The following is an 18,065-nucleotide window of genomic DNA, read 5'->3' as shown; positions in this document are numbered from 1 at the left end:
GGTGCTTGCCTTATTCAAACGAGTATGAACGGTCTTTATATAGGTTCTATGGGTATGATGAATTACATGCAGCGTATTAATGTTCATTCGAATAACGTTGCAAATGCTCAAACGACAGGATTTAAAGCAGAAAATATGACTTCTAAAGTATTTGATGTACAAGATACATATCGAAGCGGAGATGGATCTACGACAAATATCGGTAAGGTTGATTATGCTGTAGTGCCAGCTGCGACCCATGTGAATTTAGCGCAAGGGAATATACAAATTACGAATAGCCCTACAGATTTCTTTTTAGATGACGGGGCAGCTGGTACATCATCATTTTTCGTTACATCTAAAAATGATGAAACATTTTTAACGAGAGATGGTAGTTTTACAGTAAATAGCGATCGGTATTTACAAACATCTTCAGGTGCTTTCGTAATGGGAGAGAATAATGAGCGCATTCGTATTCCAGAAGGCGCAAAGGTCGCTGTACAAGCAGATGGTACATTGTATGATGAAATAACACAGAATAATATTGCACGTTTGCAAACGAAAACAGTAGATGCAGAAACGAATAATCGTCTTGTGCAACGTGAAAATAAAAGCTTTACACTAGCTGAAGGAAATATTGCTGATTTACCGAATGGTACAGGGATAGTAAAAAATCATATGCTAGAAAATTCAAATGTAGATATGACGAAAGAGATAGCGGATCTTATGACGAATCAAAAAATGATCCAAGCGTCACAACGCATTATGACTTCATTTGATAAAATTTATGAAAAAGAAGCGAATGAAATATTGAGATAAAGGACTCCCGTTAGCGGAAGTCTTTTTTTGTTTTGAAATTTCAGAATTATCAATTGACTTTGTAGGTCTGTTTTTTTATATTAGTAGGTATACTAATAACTACTAATATACATGTATCGTTTTGAAATAAGAGTTATATAGAATGTGAGGTGTTACAGATGGATGAAATAATAAAGGAGTTACAAAAGTTAGGTTTTTCCCAGTACGAATGTAAAGCATATATTGGACTTTTAAAACATTCCCCAGTAACAGGGTATGAAGTGAGTAAACAAACAGGGGTACCTCGTTCCATGATTTACGAAGTGCTTGGTAAGTTAATGGATAAAGGAGCGGTGCATATCGTTCCGTCAGAACCTGTGAAATATGTCCCAGTACCAGCTACGGAATTAATGAATCGAATGCGAAAAGATTTTGAGAAGTCCTTTGAATTTTTAGATGAGAAATTAAATTGTTTGGAACAAGAGCGACAAATAGATGTAATTTCGCATATTCGCTCAAATGATCGTGTTTTAAAAGAAATATGCAATATAATTAATAGGGCAAAGGAAGAGTTATGGATTTCTGTATGGGAAGATCAAGTGCATGAAATTGAGCCGTTCATTCATCGGAAAGAAGAAGAAGGCGTACATATATTTTCAATCTTATTTGGCGCTCCCAATACAAAAATAGGCGCGACGTTTCACCATAATTATATGACGCCCCACGTTGTTGAAAAGAGAATGGGTGGTCATTTAACTGTAATCGCGCGTGACGGGGAAGAAGTATTAATTGCGAACTTCTCAAATGATAGCACTTCATGGGCCGTTACAACGTATGACCCAGCATTAGTTCTCGTTGCTACAGAGTATGTGCGGCACGATATTATGGTTGAAGAAATCACGAAGGAATTTGGGGCTGATAAGTTAGATACGTTATGGCGTGAAAATATAGATTTAGTTCATGTCGTAACAGGAAAACGAACTTTAGAAGGAATGGAGGATGATAAGGATGAGTAAAGCTCAGGCACATGTAGCTTTGCAGAGCGATGATACATTTCAACAAGGAGTAAAAGATTGTTTACCAACTGTATTTGGTTATTTGAGCATCGGTATAGCAGCAGGTGTTATTGCGAAAACAGCAGGTTTCTCCATCATTGAAATTGCTTTTATGTCCACTTTAATTTATGCAGGTTCTGCTCAGTTTATATTAGCTGGTATGTATGCAGCAGGTGCTCCTGCTTCCGCAATTATTTTCACCGTCTTTTTTGTTAATTTACGCCACCTTTTAATGAGTGCAGCACTTGCACCGTACTTTACAAAAATTCCTCTATTTAAAAACTTAGTCATCGGTTCACAAATTACAGATGAAACTTTCGGTGTTGCAGTGCAGCATGCAGCGCAAAAAGGATATGTAGGCGAAAGATGGATGATCGGGCTAAATGTAACAGCGTATTTAAATTGGATTCTTGCTACTATTATTGGAGGCCTATTTGGTGAGTGGATACCAGACCCTCATACGTACGGGATGGATTATGCATTACCAGCGATGTTTATCGGATTATTTGTTCTTCAGCTCATAAGTAGTAAACCGAAACTAGCAATTCATGTAACTGTTGCAATTATAGCAATTATTATCGCATATGTTTCACACCTATTTATGCCAGATAGTATAGCAGTTATTATTGCAACACTAGTAGCTGCAACGATTGGGATGGTGATTGAAAAATGGAAATGAGATTAGATGTATTATTACTTTTACTAGCAGCAGGAGCTGTCACACTCGTGCCACGCATATTACCTCTTCTCGTATTTAGCAAACTACAAATTCCAGATTGGGGTTTAAAATGGTTAAATTACATACCAATTGCGATATTAGCGGCACTGTTAGCACAAGTCTTATTTATGCATGAGACGACGCAGTGGGATTATCTTATCGCGGCAATTCCGACATTTCTTGTTGCAATATATACTCGTAGTCTATTAGGAACAGTATTAACTGGCGTGATTGTGATTATTTTGTTACGTTTCTTTTTCTAAAAAGGATTCAGCTCATTTAATAGCGAAAGGTGTAATAACATGAAAGATATAGGGGTGGTGTTATGATACTTTTAACGATAGGAGCAATTTTGTTAACGTTGTTTATTTTTTTTATTATCGGCTTTATTACGTTTATGATGTTTGTTGATAAGGCGACACCTCAAATATATTATACACCTTGTGAATCAGTGACAGTGAAGTCTAAAGGTAAACATAGAAGGAAGAAAAGTTGAAAGTGGACTTTTCTTCCTTTTTTTACATCCCCGAAAGAACTAACAACAATAACCCAAATAGAAAACTAATAAAGGAAAGAAACCCAATGGATATCGAAAACACACGATTATTTCTCCATTCACGCCAGAAAACGATACATCCTAAAATACAAAGGAAGAACCAAATGGGTAAGAAGATGAACGCACTAACCTTCTCGGGGAGTAACGAATAAAAAGTTGTTAAATATAAAATCCAATTTGTAAAAAATAAAATGCAAACGATAATAGATTGTAAGTAGGGACGTTTTAAAAATGTCCCTTTTTTAACTGATATAAAGATAAGAGATAGTACTGCAATAAAAGGAATGATAATGAATATGAGAGAAAGTAATGTAAGTTGCATAAAAAACTCCTTTATCGTATTGTTTGCGTAAGAAACGAATCTATTAAATTGTATGCTTTGTTTGTAGAGTGCTCGTTATACTTTTCCGAGTACGGATTTAGAAATCCATGCTCACCATGCAGTTGCTGTATTTCTATTAAAGGGTTATTTTGTTTCTTTAATGTTTTCATTAAAGAGGATACTGAAAAGCTAGCTTCTTTTTCAGGGAAAAGAAGCAATGTAGCGCATGTAGGCTTAACATGAACATAGTCACGTATACGGGAACCGTAACATCCGATAATAAAATCTATTTTCGGATTGTTACTACATAGCCATGAGATGGTAGCTCCAGCGCTAAAGCCAATAAGTCCAATGTGTGTGTAACTACTAGAAAGACGAGTAATGAATTCTTCAATTTGCTTTTTTCCATCATCAAATCCAATATGATTCATAAAAAACTGATATGCTTTTTCTTCATCATTATAATGAAAAGCATGCTGTGATTGTAAAAGACTAGGACAGAATACATCGATATGAGATGAAGTGAAGTGGTGGGTAACGTGATGCATATGGTCGTTCACACCATATATTTCATGAACAGCAACGAGAGCTAATTTTTTCTTCATAGTTACAATGTACCTCTATGAAACTTAAATTCTTTCTCAACAAGGCAGATGCGCAGGTGGAAGTTTTCATACCATTGCTCACGGCCTCTTTTTTTCGCTTCTTTATGTAAGGCATTCTGTTTCCAATTGTCAATTGCTTCAAGTGATTCCCAATAAGAAATTGTGATTCCGAGACCCGAATGATCTCGTGCACTGTCTACACCTAAAAATCCAGGCTGCTGCTTTGCGAGTTCCTCCATTTTTTCGGCAATGGTACTATAATCTGTTGTATCAGTCGATAAATTAGAAGTGAATATAACTGCATAATAAGGCTTCTTTTTTTGTGAAGTATTCTCCATTCAAATGTCCCCTTTAAAATCATTTTATAGTTTGAATTTTAGCACGAAATAAAAAGAAAAGAAGCACGAGCTTCTTTATAGAAAAAAGAAAAATGCCACTTCAAAAAATTTGAAGTGGCATTGCTTATATTTCCTCTAAGCTATTAACTGGAACCGTTAATTCGCGTCCTGGGTTTTTAACTTCATATATGCGGGCGGTTTCGCTGCTTTCGTCGACGTGTTGAATCATAACAGGCATACCTTGAAAACTGACATTGGCATGTTCTGCTGATACAGAAAGCTCTTTTGCACGTTCTATATTCATTTATATTCCTCCCATCATTATTATCTTTGCTAAAAAGGAGGGATAATATACCATTTCGAGACATTTTTAAAGTTTTTGTATTATTTGTAATGTTTCTTTAATGAATGAAGAGAATATGGAATCGGGATAAGATTGTATGAATTGGTTTGCTTCTGTTATTTCTTCAAGAGCGCTTTTTTTATCATTAAGTTTTACGTAACAAAGAGCGCGATATGCCCCTGCTGTTGTAAGCCACGCTTGATCAAGTGGATGATTCATATAATCTGGTAGGATAGCACGTTGTAATGTTTTCAAAGCTTCCTCGTAACGTTTTAAACCGTACAAAGCTTTTCCTTTTTCAAGATAATATAATCCGTCATCTTGAAAAAGTGGTTCATCTTTTAGTTTTTCTCGAAATTGTTCTAGATGCTCTAATGCGATTGTATATTCATTAGTAATTGTATTGTAGTAGTACGCTTTTAAAATATCAACAATCGCAGCAGATAAAGTATCTTCTGTGAAAATGGCAAATTGCTCAGATTTTTTTATGTAGTGTAAATATTGTTCTTTATCAGCCGTGATGACTTTTTGATAAGATAATATGCGGTAAAATTCATCTGTTTTATAATACACTTGATGTGTTTTTGAAAAGGCAAGTGCATCTAAAATGACTCTTTCACAATTTTCATAATTACCACATGCAAGTAAAATAATTGCTTCATATAAACATAACTCGATATGTATGATAAGATCCATTTCTAAATGTTTCTCTTCATAGTCATTTCGGATACTAGCTATAAGTTGTAAACATTCAGCATACTTTTTACGTGTGAATATCGTATAAGATAATTTTAATTTTGTTTCCGTACTGTCACGGTATAAAGTATATTTTTCAAAAATAGAAGTAGCCTTTTCAACGTAATATTCTATATTATAATCTTTCATTATAGCTGCAGCGGTTACAAATTGTTTATATAAACGAGCCGTATTTAAAGTAAGAGGTAGCTCTTTTTGAACGATAGGTAGTAAAGTGTTATATACTTTATCACAATTATTTGCTTTTATGAGTTGTTCCATTTGTTGAATCAGTTCTACAATTTCTACATCATCATCTTCTAGTAAAAAACTCGTTTCGCACCCAAGTTTTTCAGCGATATATTGTAATGTTTTCATGGAGGGTGTAGCTTTTCCATTCTCAATTTGACTTAACATACTTTTTGTCAGTTCTGAGCCAGCTAGTTCTGTTTGTGTAAGTTTTTTTTCTTTTCGTAATGCTTTAATTTTTTCGCCGAGAGTTTCCATATTATTGCTCCTTTATAGTTAAAAAAGTTAAATACAATTAAACTTTTTGTTGTAAAAATTGGAAAGTTAAATATATAATAAGTTTAACACAATTTAACTTTTAGGGGGAGAGTGTCATTATGGGGGATGTAAGTATAGGTCAAAATGATTCGAAAATGAAGGTAGCAACGAGAAATATTATTTTAATGATGATTGGAAAAATGACGTCTTTGTTAGGGGCGGGTATTTATACGTTTGCAATGGGGTTATACGTATTAAAGACAACTGGTTCAGGGATGGGATTTGCAACTACACTTATTTGCGGATCAATACCAAGAATGATTTGTGGACCGATTGCAGGTGCTGTAGCTGACCGCGTCAATCGAAAATGGCTTGTCATTGGCACAGATTTATTAAGTAGTTTAACGATGCTTATTATGTTTATTCTTGCGACTACTTTTGGGCCGTCACTTCTGTTTATTTATGTTTCAGCAGCATTATTATCAATTTGTGCAAGTTTTTATTCTGTAGCATTAACTTCGTCTATTCCTAATTTAGTAGATGAGGAGCGTATTCAAAAGGCGAGTGCTTTGAACCAGACGGCAGCATCTTTATCGAATATTTTAGCGCCGATTATTGGTGGAGTTGTATTTGGTTTCTTTTCAATTAAATCTTTCTTCCTGTTAAATAGTATTACATTCTTTTTAGCAGTTATTATACAATTATTTATCATATTTGATTTATATAAAAAAGAATTGGCCGAAAGTAAAGAGCATTTCTTGACGAGTATAAAAGAAGGTTTTTCATATATAAAACGACAGCATGAAATATATGGTTTAATGAAAATTGCATTATGGGTAAACTTTTTTGCGAGTGCACTTTTCGTTTCACTTCCATATATTATTATTCAAAATTTGCATTTATCCTCGAAACAACTCGGTGTTGTAGAGGGAATGTTAGCAGTTGGGATGCTAATTGGTGCAATCGTTTTATCAGTACGTAAAGAAGTGAATAATCCGTTTCGCTCTGTTTATATTGGGCTGTTTTTATTTGCGGGCTTGAGTTTATGTACAGTCTTTCCATTGTTAGTTACCATTCCGAAAGTAGCAAGTTTTATTTACTATATCACTTTTATGATTTTAACTGGTATATCAATGATGGTTGTAAATATCCCGATGCAAGTGCATATGCAAAAGACGACAGATCCAAACTATATAGGGCGTGTATTCGGCCTACTTGAAACAATCGCTACTGCAATCGCGCCGCTTGGCATGATTGTATATGGATTATTATTAGATATGTTGCCAACTAGCATCGTTATGATGACATTGGGCGGAGGCTTATTGTTAGTTGTATTAGTTGGAGTAAAGCAGCATATGGCGAAAAAACAAGTGAATGTGCCGGCCTAAAAGAAAAATTTAACAATATAAAAATGACTAAATTAGTATTTTAGTTTTTGAAACTCTTTTTCATGTATGTTACAGTATAGTGAGCAGGCAAAGAAAAGGAGAAAACATCATGAAAAAATTAAGTTTTGTTATGCTTTTTCTGTTAGTTGTAATGACTGGATGTAGTAATTATGACACGTATATTGAAACAGGTATGCAATCATTGAAAAATGAAAAATATAGTGATGCGGCAATGTGGTTTGAAAAAGCAGAGAAAGAGAAAGAGAAAGCAGGAAATGAAGCAAAATCATATAAAGAAGTTGCCGAGATAATGGATCACGGAGCAACAGCATTAAAAGATGGTAAGTATTTAGAAGCGAAAGACATTGCAAATGAAGTGTTACAAAAGAAAAAAGACGCTGCACTTGAAAATGCTGTGACATCAAATGCCGAGGATATGCTTCAAAAAGCAAAAGATGTGGAAGAGAAAGTAAATGAAAGAGTGGCAAAAAGGAAAAAGGTAGAAGAAGCAGGAATCGATAAACTTATTAAAGCTGTAGATAGTATAGATGACGTGAAAGAAAAAGAGAAAAAAGTTTCAGAAGCATTAGATAAGGCTGAAGAGGCGCAAGCCAAAATTGAGGAAAAGAAAAATAAATAGAGTTATAGTTTAAAAGGCTGTCGTGTATAACGACAGCCTTTTAAATTATATCAGAAGATACGAACATATCACTATTTTGAAGGTTTTTAGAACGCAAACTATAAGCAACTACCTTCTTTTTATGTTGTTTTACAACATCAACATGCTCTTCATGACTATAAATATAAAATGTAAAATCCTTTTTGCCATGTTTTGCATTGATAATTAAAGGAGTGCCCTCATTTAGCGGTGGTGCATAATAACGATCTAAATATAAACCTTCATTAAAATCATGAATAATTTGAGATTTCTTTTCGCCTTCTAAGCTCTTTCCATTGATTGTAACAGTCACATTCTCTTCCTCAAGTTGTGGATGTGTTTCGTACTTGCTAATAATGGATTCAATAACAGAGTTCGGAAGACTAGAAACGATAATTTTAAATGCTCCAAATACAACTAACATTACAATAAACCAAGTCGTCATAATATCATCCCCTTTATCCTATTTAATAATATAACTCATATGGTAATAGTACATATGGTGAAGTTTTGTATATTTTGTGAAAAATATTCCATTTTTACGGGTGAAATATTAGAAAAATCAATTTTGTTACAAAAAATTGAAATCGAAGTATTTTAAAAGAAAAAGGTTTATAATAAAAATATAACTAATAACAACATTACTAATTACAAGGAAGTGTAACTATGAGTACTGTAGCAATCGTGTATGGTATTATTCTTTCTACAATTTTTGTTTTATTTTTCGTCGGGGTTTCACGTTATATTCATAAATGGAAAGAAGGCGTTGCGAAATTAAATCACATTGAAGAAGAACTAAGTGATTTAATGTTACATCATGGTAAGTAAAGGTTTATTTTTTAACTAAATAATGTGAAGAATATCACAAAACATGCTCTCATTATGAAAGCATGTTTTTTGTTATGTAAACAAAAGGACGCTTATGAAAAAGCGCTCTTTTCTATTATGATACAGGATTTTCTAAAGAATCCATTGAATATAGATTAACAATAAGAAAGGAAGTTGAATAATGACTACAATATATTTCGTTCGCCATGCTCACTCTACATATACAAAAGACGAAAGGGAACGTCCCTTATCTGAAAAAGGGTACTTAGATACAGAGAATGTAACACGCTTATTAAAAGGTGAACATATTGATGTCGTGATTTCTAGTCCGTATAAAAGGGCGATTCAAACTGTGCAAGGAATCGCGAATACATGTAATTTATCAATACAACTAGAAGAAGATTTGCGGGAAAGGTTATTAAGCGCAGAACCAGTACATAATTTTAACGATGCGATTCAGAAGGTGTGGGAAGATTGGAGTTTTGCACACGAAGGCGGAGAATCGAATGATGTAGCACAAAGGCGTGCTGTAATATGTATGCAAAATATATTAAAAAAATATGAAGGTAAGAATATTGTAATAGGAACTCATGGGAATATTATGGTATTACTTATGAATTATTTTGATTCGAAATATGATTTTCAGTTTTGGAAAACACTTCATATGCCCGATGTATTTAAGTTGACTTTTCATAATGAAAGTTTAATTTCTGCTGAAAGAATAGAACATACAGGTCATCAGATAAATATTTTGTAAAAGTTTATCAAAAAAGAAGGAAAGAGAGAAGTTATTGTAGAAATATGACTTTGTAACAAAAAATATTTGTTAAAGGAGGCTGTTTACATGTTTGAGAAAGAGAAAGAAGGGCTTATTGAGGTTCACAACGTATATGAAATTGTACCAGCAGATGGAACAATTATTGGTATGGCAACGGAAGAAGAAATGGAAATTGCTGCTGAACTTGAGTTACAGTACTATGCCCATTCTCGTTTATTAGAAGCAAATGTTCAGTTAGACGGTTCCTCCTATAAAGAGTTACTTCAAGAGTTCGAGGAGTACGAAAGAAAATCAATGAGCTTTTGGCGAGCAATACATAAACGTTTAGCTGTGCCATGGGCATGGGTACTACGTATTGATGTTGCGAATGGTCCTATATATGTAAGCAATGGGAATTCGTATTACGAAGAAATCAATGATGAAGAAGATTATGAATAGATAAGTAAGGAAGCAGCTTTAGTTGCTTCCTTTTTTTATTTGTAAGGAGAGGATAGCTTCGACGATAATATCTGGTCGGTCATTTTCTATTCCGTGACTGGCATGTTCGGCAAGTATATAATCGCTATGTATTGAGATGTTTAATTGTTCTTGAATAAGTTCTTGCCACATTGTTTCAAGTTGTGAGGCTTCTTCTTTTGGCATACCACTCTCAATCAATTGAGAAATGGAATAATGAGGATCTCTACCGATAATGATTAATGGTATTTCTAATGTTTTATATAACTCTTTTATTGAGCGGGCGCAATTTTTCCACTCCGATAGTTCAGAAGCTGTCGCTTTATATAATGAAGGAGAGGTAGAAAATTCAATTAGCTGTCTTGATTGATCAACGAGCATAGGCTTTAGTTCATTATAAAGTGTGTCTACATTCATTTTGGAGTACGTATTATATTTTTGAAGCCACATATCATCAGAATCCGTTTGATCAGAAATCGGTAGATGAAGTTCATCTAATCGGTGTAAGTTCATGGAAGTGGAATCAACTAAAATAAGTGCTTGCAGTCTATCTTCATGTAACATCGCAAAATGTTGTGCACATAACCCTCCATAGGAATGACCGATTAGAATGATGGGCTCATGAATAGCTAGTTTTTGTAGTAACGTATGTAATTCTTTTGCTGCTTGTAACGTAGTACGTGAATGATTCCCTAGTTCACTTTTTCCATAACCGGGGCGATGGTACGAAACGACTGTAAAGCGTTTTGAAAGTCTTTCGATAATCAGAAGCCAATCATAGAATGAGCAAGTCATTCCGGTCTGAATGACTACAGTTTGTTTATGATTTCCTTTTATATATACTTCTATGTTTTGGCCCAATATCTCTACAAATTTATAAATAATAATTCCTCCTAAGCTTGAAATAATTTTTGACAAGCGAAAGCGATGCACCAAACACTTATACCAAACAGGACAGATGTACTAAGTGCAAATGAGTTTTTTAAGCCAATATAGACGATAAATAATAGTAGTGCTGATGCAGGAAATCCATATAATACGCCTAAAGCAAATTGACTCAATTCTTGTTTATTGCCACCTTCGAAAGAAATCCAAAATAGACTAAGCAAACTTACAAGAGGAAGGGCGGCAATAAAGCCTCCTATCGTACTATAATGTTTAGCGACTTCAGTAATAACACCAATAATAAGTGCCGAAACAATAACCTTAACGAGGAAATGCATATTGTGCCTCCTTCGCTAATAACGAAAAGGCTTTTTCGATTAATTGCTGTTCTTCTTTTGATAACTGTGATTCTAATATTTCTATCTTTTCTTTATCTAGTAAAGTATGCTTTTCTAATACTTCAATTCCTTCTTTTGTTAATGTAAGATTTACGACCCTTTCATCTTGTTTATTTCTTTCTTTAACGATGAAATCCTTTTGAATAAGGCGCTTTACGTGTTCAGAAGCTGTGTTATGAGAAAGACTAAGCTCAGTAGCGACTTTTCCAATTGTTATATCTTTCTCGCGGGAAACGATTTGTAAAATACGAATTGCTTGGTGTGAAAGATTGTCTTCATATTCATATCGTAAGTGATAATAAATGCTCTCCCAATGTTGATTCAAGTCTTTCATAATAATAAATCCTCCTATTTTTATATCGTATATTAAGATATATTCGCCAGATAAGAAATAAAATCCTTTTATTTGGATAAAAAATGTTGAAAAAGTTTATTTTTATTGAAATATAAGGTAATCTATGTGTAAAGGTATACATTTAGCAAGAGAGAGGATGATAGCTGTGAATACATTCAAATGGATGAGTCATGAACAGATGTATGTAGATGAAATACATGTTGAAAAATGTGGTCCTCTTTCAGTCGGCGTATACGGTGGAAATCAAGAGAGTGATGCATATGAAAGAGGAGATGCAGTGCTTGCTTGGTGGGATCCTGAATTACAATTTGAATTTGTTATGATTTTTGATACACATCATAAAACGAAAAATATCCATTATATAATAGAAGCGATTTCGGAAAGAAAAGAGAAACTAAAAGAGTTATTTTCATACCCGATACATTTAGCTTTTCATCATACACATATGTACTTATTAGCGTTATTTACAGATGAGTTATTTATTGAAAAATGTGATCAAGATGATGAGGAACTTGCCTGCTTAATTTGCTTGCGAAAAGGTGAATTTCTGTATTGGCTATCAGTGGGTGATTGTTTCGCATATTTATTCCATTCTGAGAAAACGAAGAATGGAAAAGGACGATTAAATAAACGAAAGAATTATGAATATATCGGTAGAAAAAATATCTTTGCAGCAAATACACCGTGCTTTACGTCAGGTGTAAGAGGATTAGAAAAAGGAATGAATCACATAGTAATGGCAACGGACGGTATTTTAGAGTGTGATAAACGAAGGTTTGATGATGATCAATCTTTAGTAGAAATATTACACGATGGAAGTTGCTTACAGATTGAGCCAGTATTAACAAATGTACTGCAGTGGAAAGGTAGAGATTGTGCTACGATTATTGGGTGGTCCATTGACACTGAAAATAAACAATGCGCGAATGAATAAATGAAAGAGAGTTCAAGGGATTTTGTCCTTGAACTCTTTTTTGTTAAGCAAAGATGAGAGAAAATATTTTTAAAGACGTTATATAGGGTGTAAAAGCTTTTACAAAAAAATAAGGGGAATCGCTACATGAAATCAAATGAGAAAAATTTTATAAAACGATTACAGCGACAAAAAGAAGATGCGCTAGAATTTGTTGTTGATACATACTTACCACTCATAAAAGGAATAACGCATAAAGTTCTTCTTCCTGTTCAAAATGATGGACTCATAGAGGAATGTGTAAACGATATATTTCTTTCCATATGGAATAACGCAAATAAATTTCATGGAGAGCAGAATGATTTTAAAAAATGGATTGCAGCGATTGCAAAGTTTAAGGCAATTGATTATTACCGAAAAGCGACTAAAAAAGTAGAAATTATATCAGATGAGTTTCATATCAGTACGGAAAAGTCAGCTGAAGATGAATTAATCGTTATGGAAGATAGGGAAGAGTTATTAAAGCTTATTAATCAATTAGAACCGTTAGATCAAAAAGTGTTCATTATGAAATACCTTCTCGGTATGAAGACAGAGGAAATAGGTGACAAGTTAGGATTAACTCGGGCAGCGATAGATAATCGAGTGTACCGTGGAAAAAAGAAACTACAACAAAATGCTACGAATATTAGTTTTGGAGGTAGTGCAATATGAAAGACATTTATGAGCTATTAAATGATATTGATATAGATGAAAAAGAACTAGAAGAAATTGAGGCTTCTGAAATTGAAAAAGAAAAAGTGAAGCGTAATGTAAAGCAATCGATACGTACGAAGAAAAAGATGAAAACTTGGAAGAAAGGTGTCGCTGCTGCATCTATTTTAGTCGGCGTATCGGTTGCCATGCTTGGCATCGGATTTCCTACATACGCTGGAGGACTACCAATAGTAGGGGACATATTCCGATTTTTAGATAATGGTAGAACAGGGGTATATGAAAATTATAAAGAGTTTTCGACTGAGTTGAATATGACGAGAGAGAGTAATGGGGTTAAGGTTACAATTAATGATGCTGTGTTCGATGGTAGAACAATTACAATTACATATTCTATTGAGAGTAATAAAGATTTAGGAGAGAAACCATTCATATTTGGAAGTCCGCAAGTTATGGGCTTTAATGGCGGGGCAGGTAGTTCGAATGTTACAAAGGTTGGAGAGAGGAAATATGTAGGCATGACTACTATGAGTGGTATTGAAAATGAAAGGCTAGATGTTGCAAATGTGAGATGGAACATGGAAGCAATTGAACTGGATTATGAAGGGAACTCAATAAAAGGAAATTGGGATTTTGAACTTAGTATAAAGGCGAAAGATGGTAAGGATGTGAAGGTTAAGGGTACTTCGGAAAAAGAAGGTATAAAAGTAAATATAGACAAAATGGAAGTTACCCCTATGTCGTTTATCATTTTTTACAATCAGGAAGAATCGAAGGCGTTAAGAAGTATATGGGATAGTGCGTATGTTGAACTGGAAATAAAAGATGATTTAGGAAATCGATATGCAGGTCAAGGAAATGGTGGAAGCAGTACAGTAGCAGAACCATATAAAAGTAGTTGGAGTGCTACATTCCAAAAATTAAACGAACATGCAACAAAGCTTATCGTTACGCCTCATGTTCATTTAAGAGTTCATACGCCAGAAAACTTTGGTGGAGTGGAGTTTATTGATGGAATCGAGAAGAAAATTGAAGTGCCGAATAAAGAAGCGAAAAAGAAAGGGATTATATTAGATGATATCGTGATTGATTTAAAGAAATAAAAGAGAGACTGCCTGAAATAAGTAGGCAGTCCTTTTTCATTAAGAACTGGTAACAAGTAACGCATGCGGATGCTGCGTTTTATATTCCTCTTTCCACGGAATGTTTAGTTGTTCCCACGATTCGCCGCTATCGTTGGATTGAAACAAGCCGTTGTTATTTAAAGTGTAAAATGTGTGTGGTTCTGCTGAATTTGTCGCAAACATCGAAATGACTGTACCAATTGCAGATGGTAGTCCTTGTTGTACTTGCTGGAAAGGAGTGTCTTTCGTTTTACGATATATATAAGATTCATAAGGAATACGGTGATGAGCGAGATCAGCACTTGGTGCGGCAGAAACGAGAATTGTATTACAATCAGCTGGATCGATAGCCATGCTGTATAAATAATGATGTTCAATTCCTTCACTACATGATATCCAACTACTGCCGTTATCGTAGCTTTCTAGATAAGCGCGATCAGGGCCACTCATAAATCCGTCACCACATGATGCATAAAGGCGATTTGGAGCTTCAGGGTGCATAAGTAATTGATGAGCGTCGATAGGAGCACCGAATTTTTTATCAATCCATGTATGCCCTCTATCATTACTTTGAATAACAGCACCAGCTTCGATTGAAACGTGTATTGTATTTGGATTGTTTGGATCCACTGTAATCCAGCGCACGTGATGAGTAAAAGGTCTAGGTGGAAAAGCCCACGTATAAGAAGATAATAATGATTTCATATTTTTAAGTTCAGTCCACGTTTCACCACCGTTTTCTGAACGGAATAAAGCGCTCGGTTCTGTGCCGACATAAACGACGCCATATCCGTTAACTTGTTCATTTGAGCTTATCGTTATGGAAGTGATAGAAGAGTGTAAAATACCATCCTCTTTAGGGAAATCAAAGTAACGATAAGAATCTCCAATTGGTCTCCATGAATCTCCGCTATCGTCACTTAACCAGAGACCTCGTCCAAATGTTCCGCAATATACACGATTTTGGTGGAACGGATCAACGGCGATACAGGTAGGTTGCATATTTTGTAAGTGATATGCTGTTTCATAGTTACCATATTGTTCTTTTACTACAACAAGTTCACGCTCCATACAGAGAAATAAACGTTTCATTTTAGTAGCCTCCTTAAAAATTCTTTCATTAGTAAACAATATGAAAATAAAAAAGAAGTAGTCTTGTTTTTATTTGAGAAAAAGGGATTATTTGAAAAATAGCGAAGTGAGTATACAGAGGAAGCGGGCATTTATGGGCAGTTAATGCGGGATAAAGATGGAGAGTTTGTTTCATACTAATGTACAGATATTGCATTTAAAGGAGCATTCGTATGGGACATTCACATGATCACGGTCATTCTAACAATAAAAAGGCGCTACTACTTGCGTTCTTATTAACAACAAGTTTTATGATTGCTGAAGTTATTGGGGGATTTGTAACAAATAGCTTAGCACTACTATCTGACGCGGGGCATATGTTAAGTGATGCGGTATCTTTAGCTTTAAGTTTACTTGCGTTTAAGCTTGGAGAAAAAACGGCAACTGCTGCAAAGACATATGGATATAAGCGAGTTGAGATGTTAGCGGCATTATGTAACGGTGTCGTTCTTATCGTCATTTCAGTATACATTTTTATTGAAGCCATTCGTCGTTTTAAAGAACCGGTTGAGATTGCTAGTAATGGGATGCTCATTATTGCTGTACTTGGTCTACTTATTAATATTTTATCAGCTTGGATATTAATGAGAGGCGGAGATGTGAAAGGTAATTTGAATTTAAGAAGTGCTTTCTTACACGTATTAGGGGATCTATTAGGATCAGTCGGAGCGATTATTGCAGCACTACTTATTAAATTTTTCGGATGGACTGCTGCAGATGCAATTGCTAGTATTCTCGTGTCTATTTTAGTCATTATTAGTGGATGGCGTGTAACACGTGATACGGTTCATATATTAATGGAAGGTGCACCGCAGCACATAAATGTTGAAGAAGTAAAAAAGACATTGTTAAGTATTACGATTGTAAAGGAAGTTCATGATTTACACATATGGTCTGTCACATCGGATTTTCAAGTATTAACTTGCCACTTGATTATTAAAGGTAATGAAACACAAAGTGTATTAAAAGAAGCTACGGATGTATTAAAGGAGAAGTTTCATGTAGAACATGTCACCATTCAAGTAGAAATTGATGGTGAATTTGCTCATAGTGAGACAACTTGCAAAGTATGAAAGAAAAAGGATACGAAAAAGTGTCATAACATTTTTCGCACGACATACATATATATAATGTGGCCACAAATACTTTGTAAGGTAAATATTTCATAAGATTACTTTACTTATTAAGAATCATCTTTTATAATCAAAAGTGGTAATTGATAAAGATTATCATTTTCAATGATCGTAGAAAGGAGTTTTTTAAAAGATGAGTAGTCAACTCCGTTTTGCTGTTGAAAATCGTAAGAGGTATTTAATTGATGAGTTAATTGGAGCAGGTGTGTTTAAAATTCGCGACCGACAATTATACGAGCTGTCTTTAGAGGAATTAGAAAAAGAGTATGAAGATATTGTAGATTACGCAGATATTCAGGCATAGCTATATAGATTAGTAAAAGGTGAGCTGGTTACGATTTTGTGTAACCAGCTCTATTATTATTTCATAGAAATTATTTTTTGTATTTCTTTCATGACAGATCCACTTTTGAGACATTATTTGTTCTATTCGCTTTTCATTTTACTTTTGAAGTGTTTGCTTTCCAATAATTGAGTGAAGACTAGCCATCGTCTCATAAATAATGGATACGTCTTCTAATTTAATTGGAGCAATTTTTTTGCCCAGGGACCATTTCCACTAGACCTCTAGAATTTATAATGCTTCTCTAACTGGTGATCTACTTACTCCAAGTGCTTCTGTCAATTCCCCATCATTCATTTTTTTATTAGGCTGTAATACACCTTCTATAATCCAAAGTTGTATAACTATCATTTGACATTTAGTGATACATAAAAGTGTGTTTATAGTAAGATTTCCGCATATTAATAAAATATGGGGGATAAAGGGGAGCATGCGAGATAGGTATCTGTGAATACAATTCCTAGAAGAGGTATGATGAAAAAATTTTTCAAAATGTGTATGGGGGGAGACGATGAAAAAAATGAGATGGGTGATTTTTTTGGTGGTGATCATGATGGGAAGTATTGCGGGTTGTTCAGAAAAACAGGAAGTGGAACAAGCATCAACAGAGTCAAAAAATAAAAATGAAGTGAGTAAATTAGTTGGAAATTGGCATAATGATGATTGGTATTTCACACTAAAGAAACAGAATGAAAATCTAGTGATGAGTCTAGAGGATGATGGGAAGTATTGGGATTTAACTTTAGAAGTACAAAATGTAAAAAAAGATAGAGTAGAAGCAATTGTAGTCAATTCGAGTTCACAATCACAAGAACGTTCCATTGGTTCAAAAGTAATATTCAAACTGAAAGGTGATGGTGATTTAGAAGAGATTATAGAGAGTCCTTCTGGTGTTCAACAAGTTATGGAATTCACAAAAACGGCGGAAAGTCGTTCTACATGGGCAGAGCAAAAGAAAAAAAGAGAAGCTACACGTGAAGAGCTTTCGGGGAAATGAGATAGAAC

Annotated in this window: 27 protein-coding genes and 1 pseudogene; 17 read left to right on the top strand and 11 right to left on the bottom strand. The window is 34.4% G+C overall.

All coding sequences use genetic code 11. From position 1 onward, the window contains the following. The first annotated feature begins 24 nt into the window (after positions 1–24). The 5 genes from COE49_RS19930 to COE49_RS19910 all read left to right on the top strand — a co-directional run bounded on the left by COE49_RS19930 (position 25) and on the right by COE49_RS19910 (position 3,046). Positions 25–798: a flagellar basal-body rod protein FlgG gene (locus COE49_RS19930; protein WP_088231143.1), complete on the top strand. Its 774-nt coding sequence runs from the start codon at positions 25–27 to the stop codon at positions 796–798. 158 nt (positions 799–956) lie between these two features. Continuing rightward, positions 957–1,793 (top strand): TrmB family transcriptional regulator, encoded by an 837-nt coding sequence (locus tag COE49_RS19925; RefSeq protein ID WP_088231144.1) that lies wholly within the window; start codon positions 957–959, stop codon positions 1,791–1,793. Continuing rightward, complete coding sequence (locus tag COE49_RS19920; RefSeq protein ID WP_088231145.1) at positions 1,786–2,511, top strand: AzlC family ABC transporter permease; 726 nt, start codon at positions 1,786–1,788, stop codon at positions 2,509–2,511. The genes COE49_RS19925 and COE49_RS19920 overlap by 8 nt, the downstream gene beginning before the upstream one ends. Further along, positions 2,502–2,813 carry an AzlD domain-containing protein gene (locus COE49_RS19915; RefSeq protein WP_088231146.1) on the top strand — a complete coding sequence of 104 codons (312 nt, stop codon included), beginning with the start codon at positions 2,502–2,504 and terminating at the stop codon, positions 2,811–2,813. The genes COE49_RS19920 and COE49_RS19915 overlap by 10 nt, the downstream gene beginning before the upstream one ends. A 62-nt stretch (positions 2,814–2,875) precedes the next feature. After that, positions 2,876–3,046: a DUF3951 domain-containing protein gene (locus tag COE49_RS19910; RefSeq protein WP_016088508.1), complete on the top strand. Its 171-nt coding sequence runs from the start codon at positions 2,876–2,878 to the stop codon at positions 3,044–3,046. A gap of 22 nt (positions 3,047–3,068) precedes the next feature. Here the strand turns inward: COE49_RS19910 and COE49_RS19905 are convergent, their stop codons facing one another. The 5 genes from COE49_RS19905 to COE49_RS19885 form a co-directional block, all read right to left on the bottom strand. Beyond that, a complete protein-coding gene (locus tag COE49_RS19905; protein WP_088231147.1) occupies positions 3,069–3,428 on the bottom strand; it encodes a hypothetical protein in 360 nt (119 codons plus the stop codon). An 11-nt stretch (positions 3,429–3,439) separates the two neighbouring features. Further along, the gene (locus tag COE49_RS19900) at positions 3,440–4,033 is read right to left on the bottom strand and encodes a dienelactone hydrolase family protein (protein ID WP_088231148.1); all 594 of its coding nucleotides are present in this window, start codon (positions 4,031–4,033) and stop codon (positions 3,440–3,442) included. A gap of 2 nt (positions 4,034–4,035) precedes the next feature. Next, positions 4,036–4,371 carry an antibiotic biosynthesis monooxygenase family protein gene (locus COE49_RS19895; RefSeq protein WP_088231149.1) on the bottom strand — a complete coding sequence of 112 codons (336 nt, stop codon included), beginning with the start codon at positions 4,369–4,371 and terminating at the stop codon, positions 4,036–4,038. A gap of 124 nt (positions 4,372–4,495) precedes the next feature. Beyond that, on the bottom strand, positions 4,496–4,675 hold the full coding sequence (locus COE49_RS19890) for an H-type small acid-soluble spore protein (protein ID WP_001019753.1): 180 nt from the start codon (positions 4,673–4,675) through the stop codon (positions 4,496–4,498). Between the two features lie 66 nt (positions 4,676–4,741). Further along, the gene (locus COE49_RS19885) at positions 4,742–5,956 is read right to left on the bottom strand and encodes a helix-turn-helix domain-containing protein (RefSeq protein WP_088231150.1); all 1,215 of its coding nucleotides are present in this window, start codon (positions 5,954–5,956) and stop codon (positions 4,742–4,744) included. A 119-nt stretch (positions 5,957–6,075) separates the two neighbouring features. On the opposite strand from COE49_RS19885, the gene COE49_RS19880 reads away from it, so the two are divergent. Continuing rightward, entirely contained in the window at positions 6,076–7,344 is a 1,269-nt protein-coding gene (locus tag COE49_RS19880; RefSeq protein ID WP_098357239.1) for an MFS transporter, read from the top strand. 109 nt (positions 7,345–7,453) lie between these two features. After that, entirely contained in the window at positions 7,454–7,984 is a 531-nt protein-coding gene (locus COE49_RS19875) for a DUF4398 domain-containing protein (protein WP_141552191.1), read from the top strand. A 40-nt stretch (positions 7,985–8,024) separates the two neighbouring features. Here the strand turns inward: COE49_RS19875 and COE49_RS19870 are convergent, their stop codons facing one another. Continuing rightward, positions 8,025–8,447 carry a YfmQ family protein gene (locus tag COE49_RS19870; RefSeq protein ID WP_098357241.1) on the bottom strand — a complete coding sequence of 141 codons (423 nt, stop codon included), beginning with the start codon at positions 8,445–8,447 and terminating at the stop codon, positions 8,025–8,027. A 39-nt stretch (positions 8,448–8,486) separates the two neighbouring features. Here COE49_RS19870 and COE49_RS19865 point away from each other — a divergent pair, with 39 nt between their 5' ends. The 4 genes from COE49_RS19865 to COE49_RS19850 all read left to right on the top strand — a co-directional run bounded on the left by COE49_RS19865 (position 8,487) and on the right by COE49_RS19850 (position 10,046). Further along, entirely contained in the window at positions 8,487–8,603 is a 117-nt protein-coding gene (locus COE49_RS19865) for a multidrug transporter MatE (protein ID WP_088231154.1), read from the top strand. Between the two features lie 65 nt (positions 8,604–8,668). Then, the gene (locus COE49_RS19860; protein ID WP_002171285.1) at positions 8,669–8,830 is read left to right on the top strand and encodes a hypothetical protein; all 162 of its coding nucleotides are present in this window, start codon (positions 8,669–8,671) and stop codon (positions 8,828–8,830) included. A 181-nt stretch (positions 8,831–9,011) separates the two neighbouring features. Continuing rightward, a complete protein-coding gene (locus COE49_RS19855; protein WP_088231155.1) occupies positions 9,012–9,587 on the top strand; it encodes a histidine phosphatase family protein in 576 nt (191 codons plus the stop codon). 87 nt (positions 9,588–9,674) lie between these two features. After that, the gene (locus COE49_RS19850) at positions 9,675–10,046 is read left to right on the top strand and encodes a hypothetical protein (RefSeq protein WP_088231156.1); all 372 of its coding nucleotides are present in this window, start codon (positions 9,675–9,677) and stop codon (positions 10,044–10,046) included. Positions 10,047–10,064: 18 nt separating this feature from the next. On the opposite strand, the gene COE49_RS19845 is transcribed toward COE49_RS19850, so the two are convergent. From COE49_RS19845 to COE49_RS19835, 3 genes are read right to left on the bottom strand one after another with little or no spacing between them, the layout of a single operon-like run. Further along, positions 10,065–10,997, bottom strand: a complete 933-nt coding sequence (locus COE49_RS19845; protein WP_141524758.1) for an alpha/beta fold hydrolase — start codon at positions 10,995–10,997, stop codon at positions 10,065–10,067. Beyond that, complete coding sequence (locus tag COE49_RS19840) at positions 10,958–11,287, bottom strand: DUF3147 family protein (protein WP_098252659.1); 330 nt, start codon at positions 11,285–11,287, stop codon at positions 10,958–10,960. Before COE49_RS19840 ends, COE49_RS19845 begins: the two co-directional genes overlap by 40 nt. Then, positions 11,271–11,681 (bottom strand): MarR family winged helix-turn-helix transcriptional regulator, encoded by a 411-nt coding sequence (locus COE49_RS19835; RefSeq protein WP_088231158.1) that lies wholly within the window; start codon positions 11,679–11,681, stop codon positions 11,271–11,273. Before COE49_RS19835 ends, COE49_RS19840 begins: the two co-directional genes overlap by 17 nt. Positions 11,682–11,805: 124 nt before the next feature. Here COE49_RS19835 and COE49_RS19830 point away from each other — a divergent pair, with 124 nt between their 5' ends. The 3 genes from COE49_RS19830 (at position 11,806) to COE49_RS19820 (ending at position 14,432) form a co-directional block, all read left to right on the top strand. Further along, positions 11,806–12,636 carry a PP2C family serine/threonine-protein phosphatase gene (locus COE49_RS19830; protein ID WP_088231159.1) on the top strand — a complete coding sequence of 277 codons (831 nt, stop codon included), beginning with the start codon at positions 11,806–11,808 and terminating at the stop codon, positions 12,634–12,636. A gap of 126 nt (positions 12,637–12,762) precedes the next feature. Further along, positions 12,763–13,329: a sigma-70 family RNA polymerase sigma factor gene (locus COE49_RS19825; protein ID WP_088231160.1), complete on the top strand. Its 567-nt coding sequence runs from the start codon at positions 12,763–12,765 to the stop codon at positions 13,327–13,329. Beyond that, positions 13,326–14,432, top strand: a complete 1,107-nt coding sequence (locus tag COE49_RS19820; RefSeq protein ID WP_088231161.1) for a DUF4179 domain-containing protein — start codon at positions 13,326–13,328, stop codon at positions 14,430–14,432. Before COE49_RS19825 ends, COE49_RS19820 begins: the two co-directional genes overlap by 4 nt. A gap of 39 nt (positions 14,433–14,471) precedes the next feature. On the opposite strand, the gene COE49_RS19815 is transcribed toward COE49_RS19820, so the two are convergent. After that, positions 14,472–15,545, bottom strand: a complete 1,074-nt coding sequence (locus tag COE49_RS19815; protein WP_088231162.1) for a WD40/YVTN/BNR-like repeat-containing protein — start codon at positions 15,543–15,545, stop codon at positions 14,472–14,474. Between the two features lie 212 nt (positions 15,546–15,757). On the opposite strand from COE49_RS19815, the gene COE49_RS19810 reads away from it, so the two are divergent. Both COE49_RS19810 and fbpA read left to right on the top strand, forming a co-directional pair. Then, positions 15,758–16,657 (top strand): cation diffusion facilitator family transporter, encoded by a 900-nt coding sequence (locus COE49_RS19810; RefSeq protein WP_098357244.1) that lies wholly within the window; start codon positions 15,758–15,760, stop codon positions 16,655–16,657. A 193-nt stretch (positions 16,658–16,850) separates the two neighbouring features. After that, positions 16,851–17,021 (top strand): Fur-regulated basic protein FbpA, encoded by a 171-nt coding sequence (gene fbpA, locus COE49_RS19805; RefSeq protein WP_088231164.1) that lies wholly within the window; start codon positions 16,851–16,853, stop codon positions 17,019–17,021. 144 nt (positions 17,022–17,165) lie between these two features. On the opposite strand, the pseudogene COE49_RS19800 reads toward fbpA, so the two are convergent. Then, a pseudogene (locus COE49_RS19800) lies at positions 17,166–17,402 on the bottom strand (GntR family transcriptional regulator); the annotation flags it as partial. Between the two features lie 169 nt (positions 17,403–17,571). On the opposite strand from COE49_RS19800, the gene COE49_RS19795 reads away from it, so the two are divergent. Further along, a complete protein-coding gene (locus COE49_RS19795; RefSeq protein ID WP_088231165.1) occupies positions 17,572–18,057 on the top strand; it encodes a hypothetical protein in 486 nt (161 codons plus the stop codon). The last annotated feature ends 8 nt before the right edge of the window (positions 18,058–18,065 follow it).

The sequence above is a fragment of the Bacillus sp. AFS029637 genome (genome assembly GCF_002584985.1).
GTDB lineage: Bacteria > Bacillota > Bacilli > Bacillales > Bacillaceae_G > Bacillus_A.
Note: the sequence above shows the minus strand (reverse complement) of the source record. Positions and strands in the feature narration are given on the sequence as shown.

Bases quoted from the DNA above. Each gene is read 5' to 3' on its own strand.
- COE49_RS19855 (WP_088231155.1), top strand. From the start codon at position 9,012: ATGACTACAATATATTTCGTTCGCCATGCTCACTCTACATATACAAAA.
- COE49_RS19815 (WP_088231162.1), bottom strand. From the start codon at position 15,545: ATGAAACGTTTATTTCTCTGTATGGAGCGTGAACTTGTTGTAGTAAAA.
- COE49_RS19900 (WP_088231148.1), bottom strand. From the start codon at position 4,033: ATGAAGAAAAAATTAGCTCTCGTTGCTGTTCATGAAATATATGGTGTG.
- COE49_RS19835 (WP_088231158.1), bottom strand. From the start codon at position 11,681: ATGAAAGACTTGAATCAACATTGGGAGAGCATTTATTATCACTTACGA.
- COE49_RS19830 (WP_088231159.1), top strand. From the start codon at position 11,806: ATGTGTAAAGGTATACATTTAGCAAGAGAGAGGATGATAGCTGTGAAT.
- COE49_RS19810 (WP_098357244.1), top strand. From the start codon at position 15,758: ATGGGACATTCACATGATCACGGTCATTCTAACAATAAAAAGGCGCTA.
- COE49_RS19795 (WP_088231165.1), top strand. From the start codon at position 17,572: ATGAAAAAAATGAGATGGGTGATTTTTTTGGTGGTGATCATGATGGGA.
- COE49_RS19925 (WP_088231144.1), top strand. From the start codon at position 957: ATGGATGAAATAATAAAGGAGTTACAAAAGTTAGGTTTTTCCCAGTAC.
- COE49_RS19865 (WP_088231154.1), top strand. From the start codon at position 8,487: ATGGTAATAGTACATATGGTGAAGTTTTGTATATTTTGTGAAAAATAT.
- COE49_RS19825 (WP_088231160.1), top strand. From the start codon at position 12,763: ATGAAATCAAATGAGAAAAATTTTATAAAACGATTACAGCGACAAAAA.
- COE49_RS19885 (WP_088231150.1), bottom strand. From the start codon at position 5,956: ATGGAAACTCTCGGCGAAAAAATTAAAGCATTACGAAAAGAAAAAAAA.
- COE49_RS19905 (WP_088231147.1), bottom strand. From the start codon at position 3,428: ATGCAACTTACATTACTTTCTCTCATATTCATTATCATTCCTTTTATT.
- COE49_RS19850 (WP_088231156.1), top strand. From the start codon at position 9,675: ATGTTTGAGAAAGAGAAAGAAGGGCTTATTGAGGTTCACAACGTATAT.
- COE49_RS19820 (WP_088231161.1), top strand. From the start codon at position 13,326: ATGAAAGACATTTATGAGCTATTAAATGATATTGATATAGATGAAAAA.
- COE49_RS19930 (WP_088231143.1), top strand. From the start codon at position 25: ATGAACGGTCTTTATATAGGTTCTATGGGTATGATGAATTACATGCAG.
- COE49_RS19870 (WP_098357241.1), bottom strand. From the start codon at position 8,447: ATGACGACTTGGTTTATTGTAATGTTAGTTGTATTTGGAGCATTTAAA.
- fbpA (WP_088231164.1), top strand. From the start codon at position 16,851: ATGAGTAGTCAACTCCGTTTTGCTGTTGAAAATCGTAAGAGGTATTTA.
- COE49_RS19875 (WP_141552191.1), top strand. From the start codon at position 7,454: ATGAAAAAATTAAGTTTTGTTATGCTTTTTCTGTTAGTTGTAATGACT.
- COE49_RS19880 (WP_098357239.1), top strand. From the start codon at position 6,076: ATGGGGGATGTAAGTATAGGTCAAAATGATTCGAAAATGAAGGTAGCA.
- COE49_RS19840 (WP_098252659.1), bottom strand. From the start codon at position 11,287: ATGCATTTCCTCGTTAAGGTTATTGTTTCGGCACTTATTATTGGTGTT.
- COE49_RS19895 (WP_088231149.1), bottom strand. From the start codon at position 4,371: ATGGAGAATACTTCACAAAAAAAGAAGCCTTATTATGCAGTTATATTC.
- COE49_RS19860 (WP_002171285.1), top strand. From the start codon at position 8,669: ATGAGTACTGTAGCAATCGTGTATGGTATTATTCTTTCTACAATTTTT.
- COE49_RS19920 (WP_088231145.1), top strand. From the start codon at position 1,786: ATGAGTAAAGCTCAGGCACATGTAGCTTTGCAGAGCGATGATACATTT.
- COE49_RS19890 (WP_001019753.1), bottom strand. From the start codon at position 4,675: ATGAATATAGAACGTGCAAAAGAGCTTTCTGTATCAGCAGAACATGCC.
- COE49_RS19915 (WP_088231146.1), top strand. From the start codon at position 2,502: ATGGAAATGAGATTAGATGTATTATTACTTTTACTAGCAGCAGGAGCT.
- COE49_RS19910 (WP_016088508.1), top strand. From the start codon at position 2,876: ATGATACTTTTAACGATAGGAGCAATTTTGTTAACGTTGTTTATTTTT.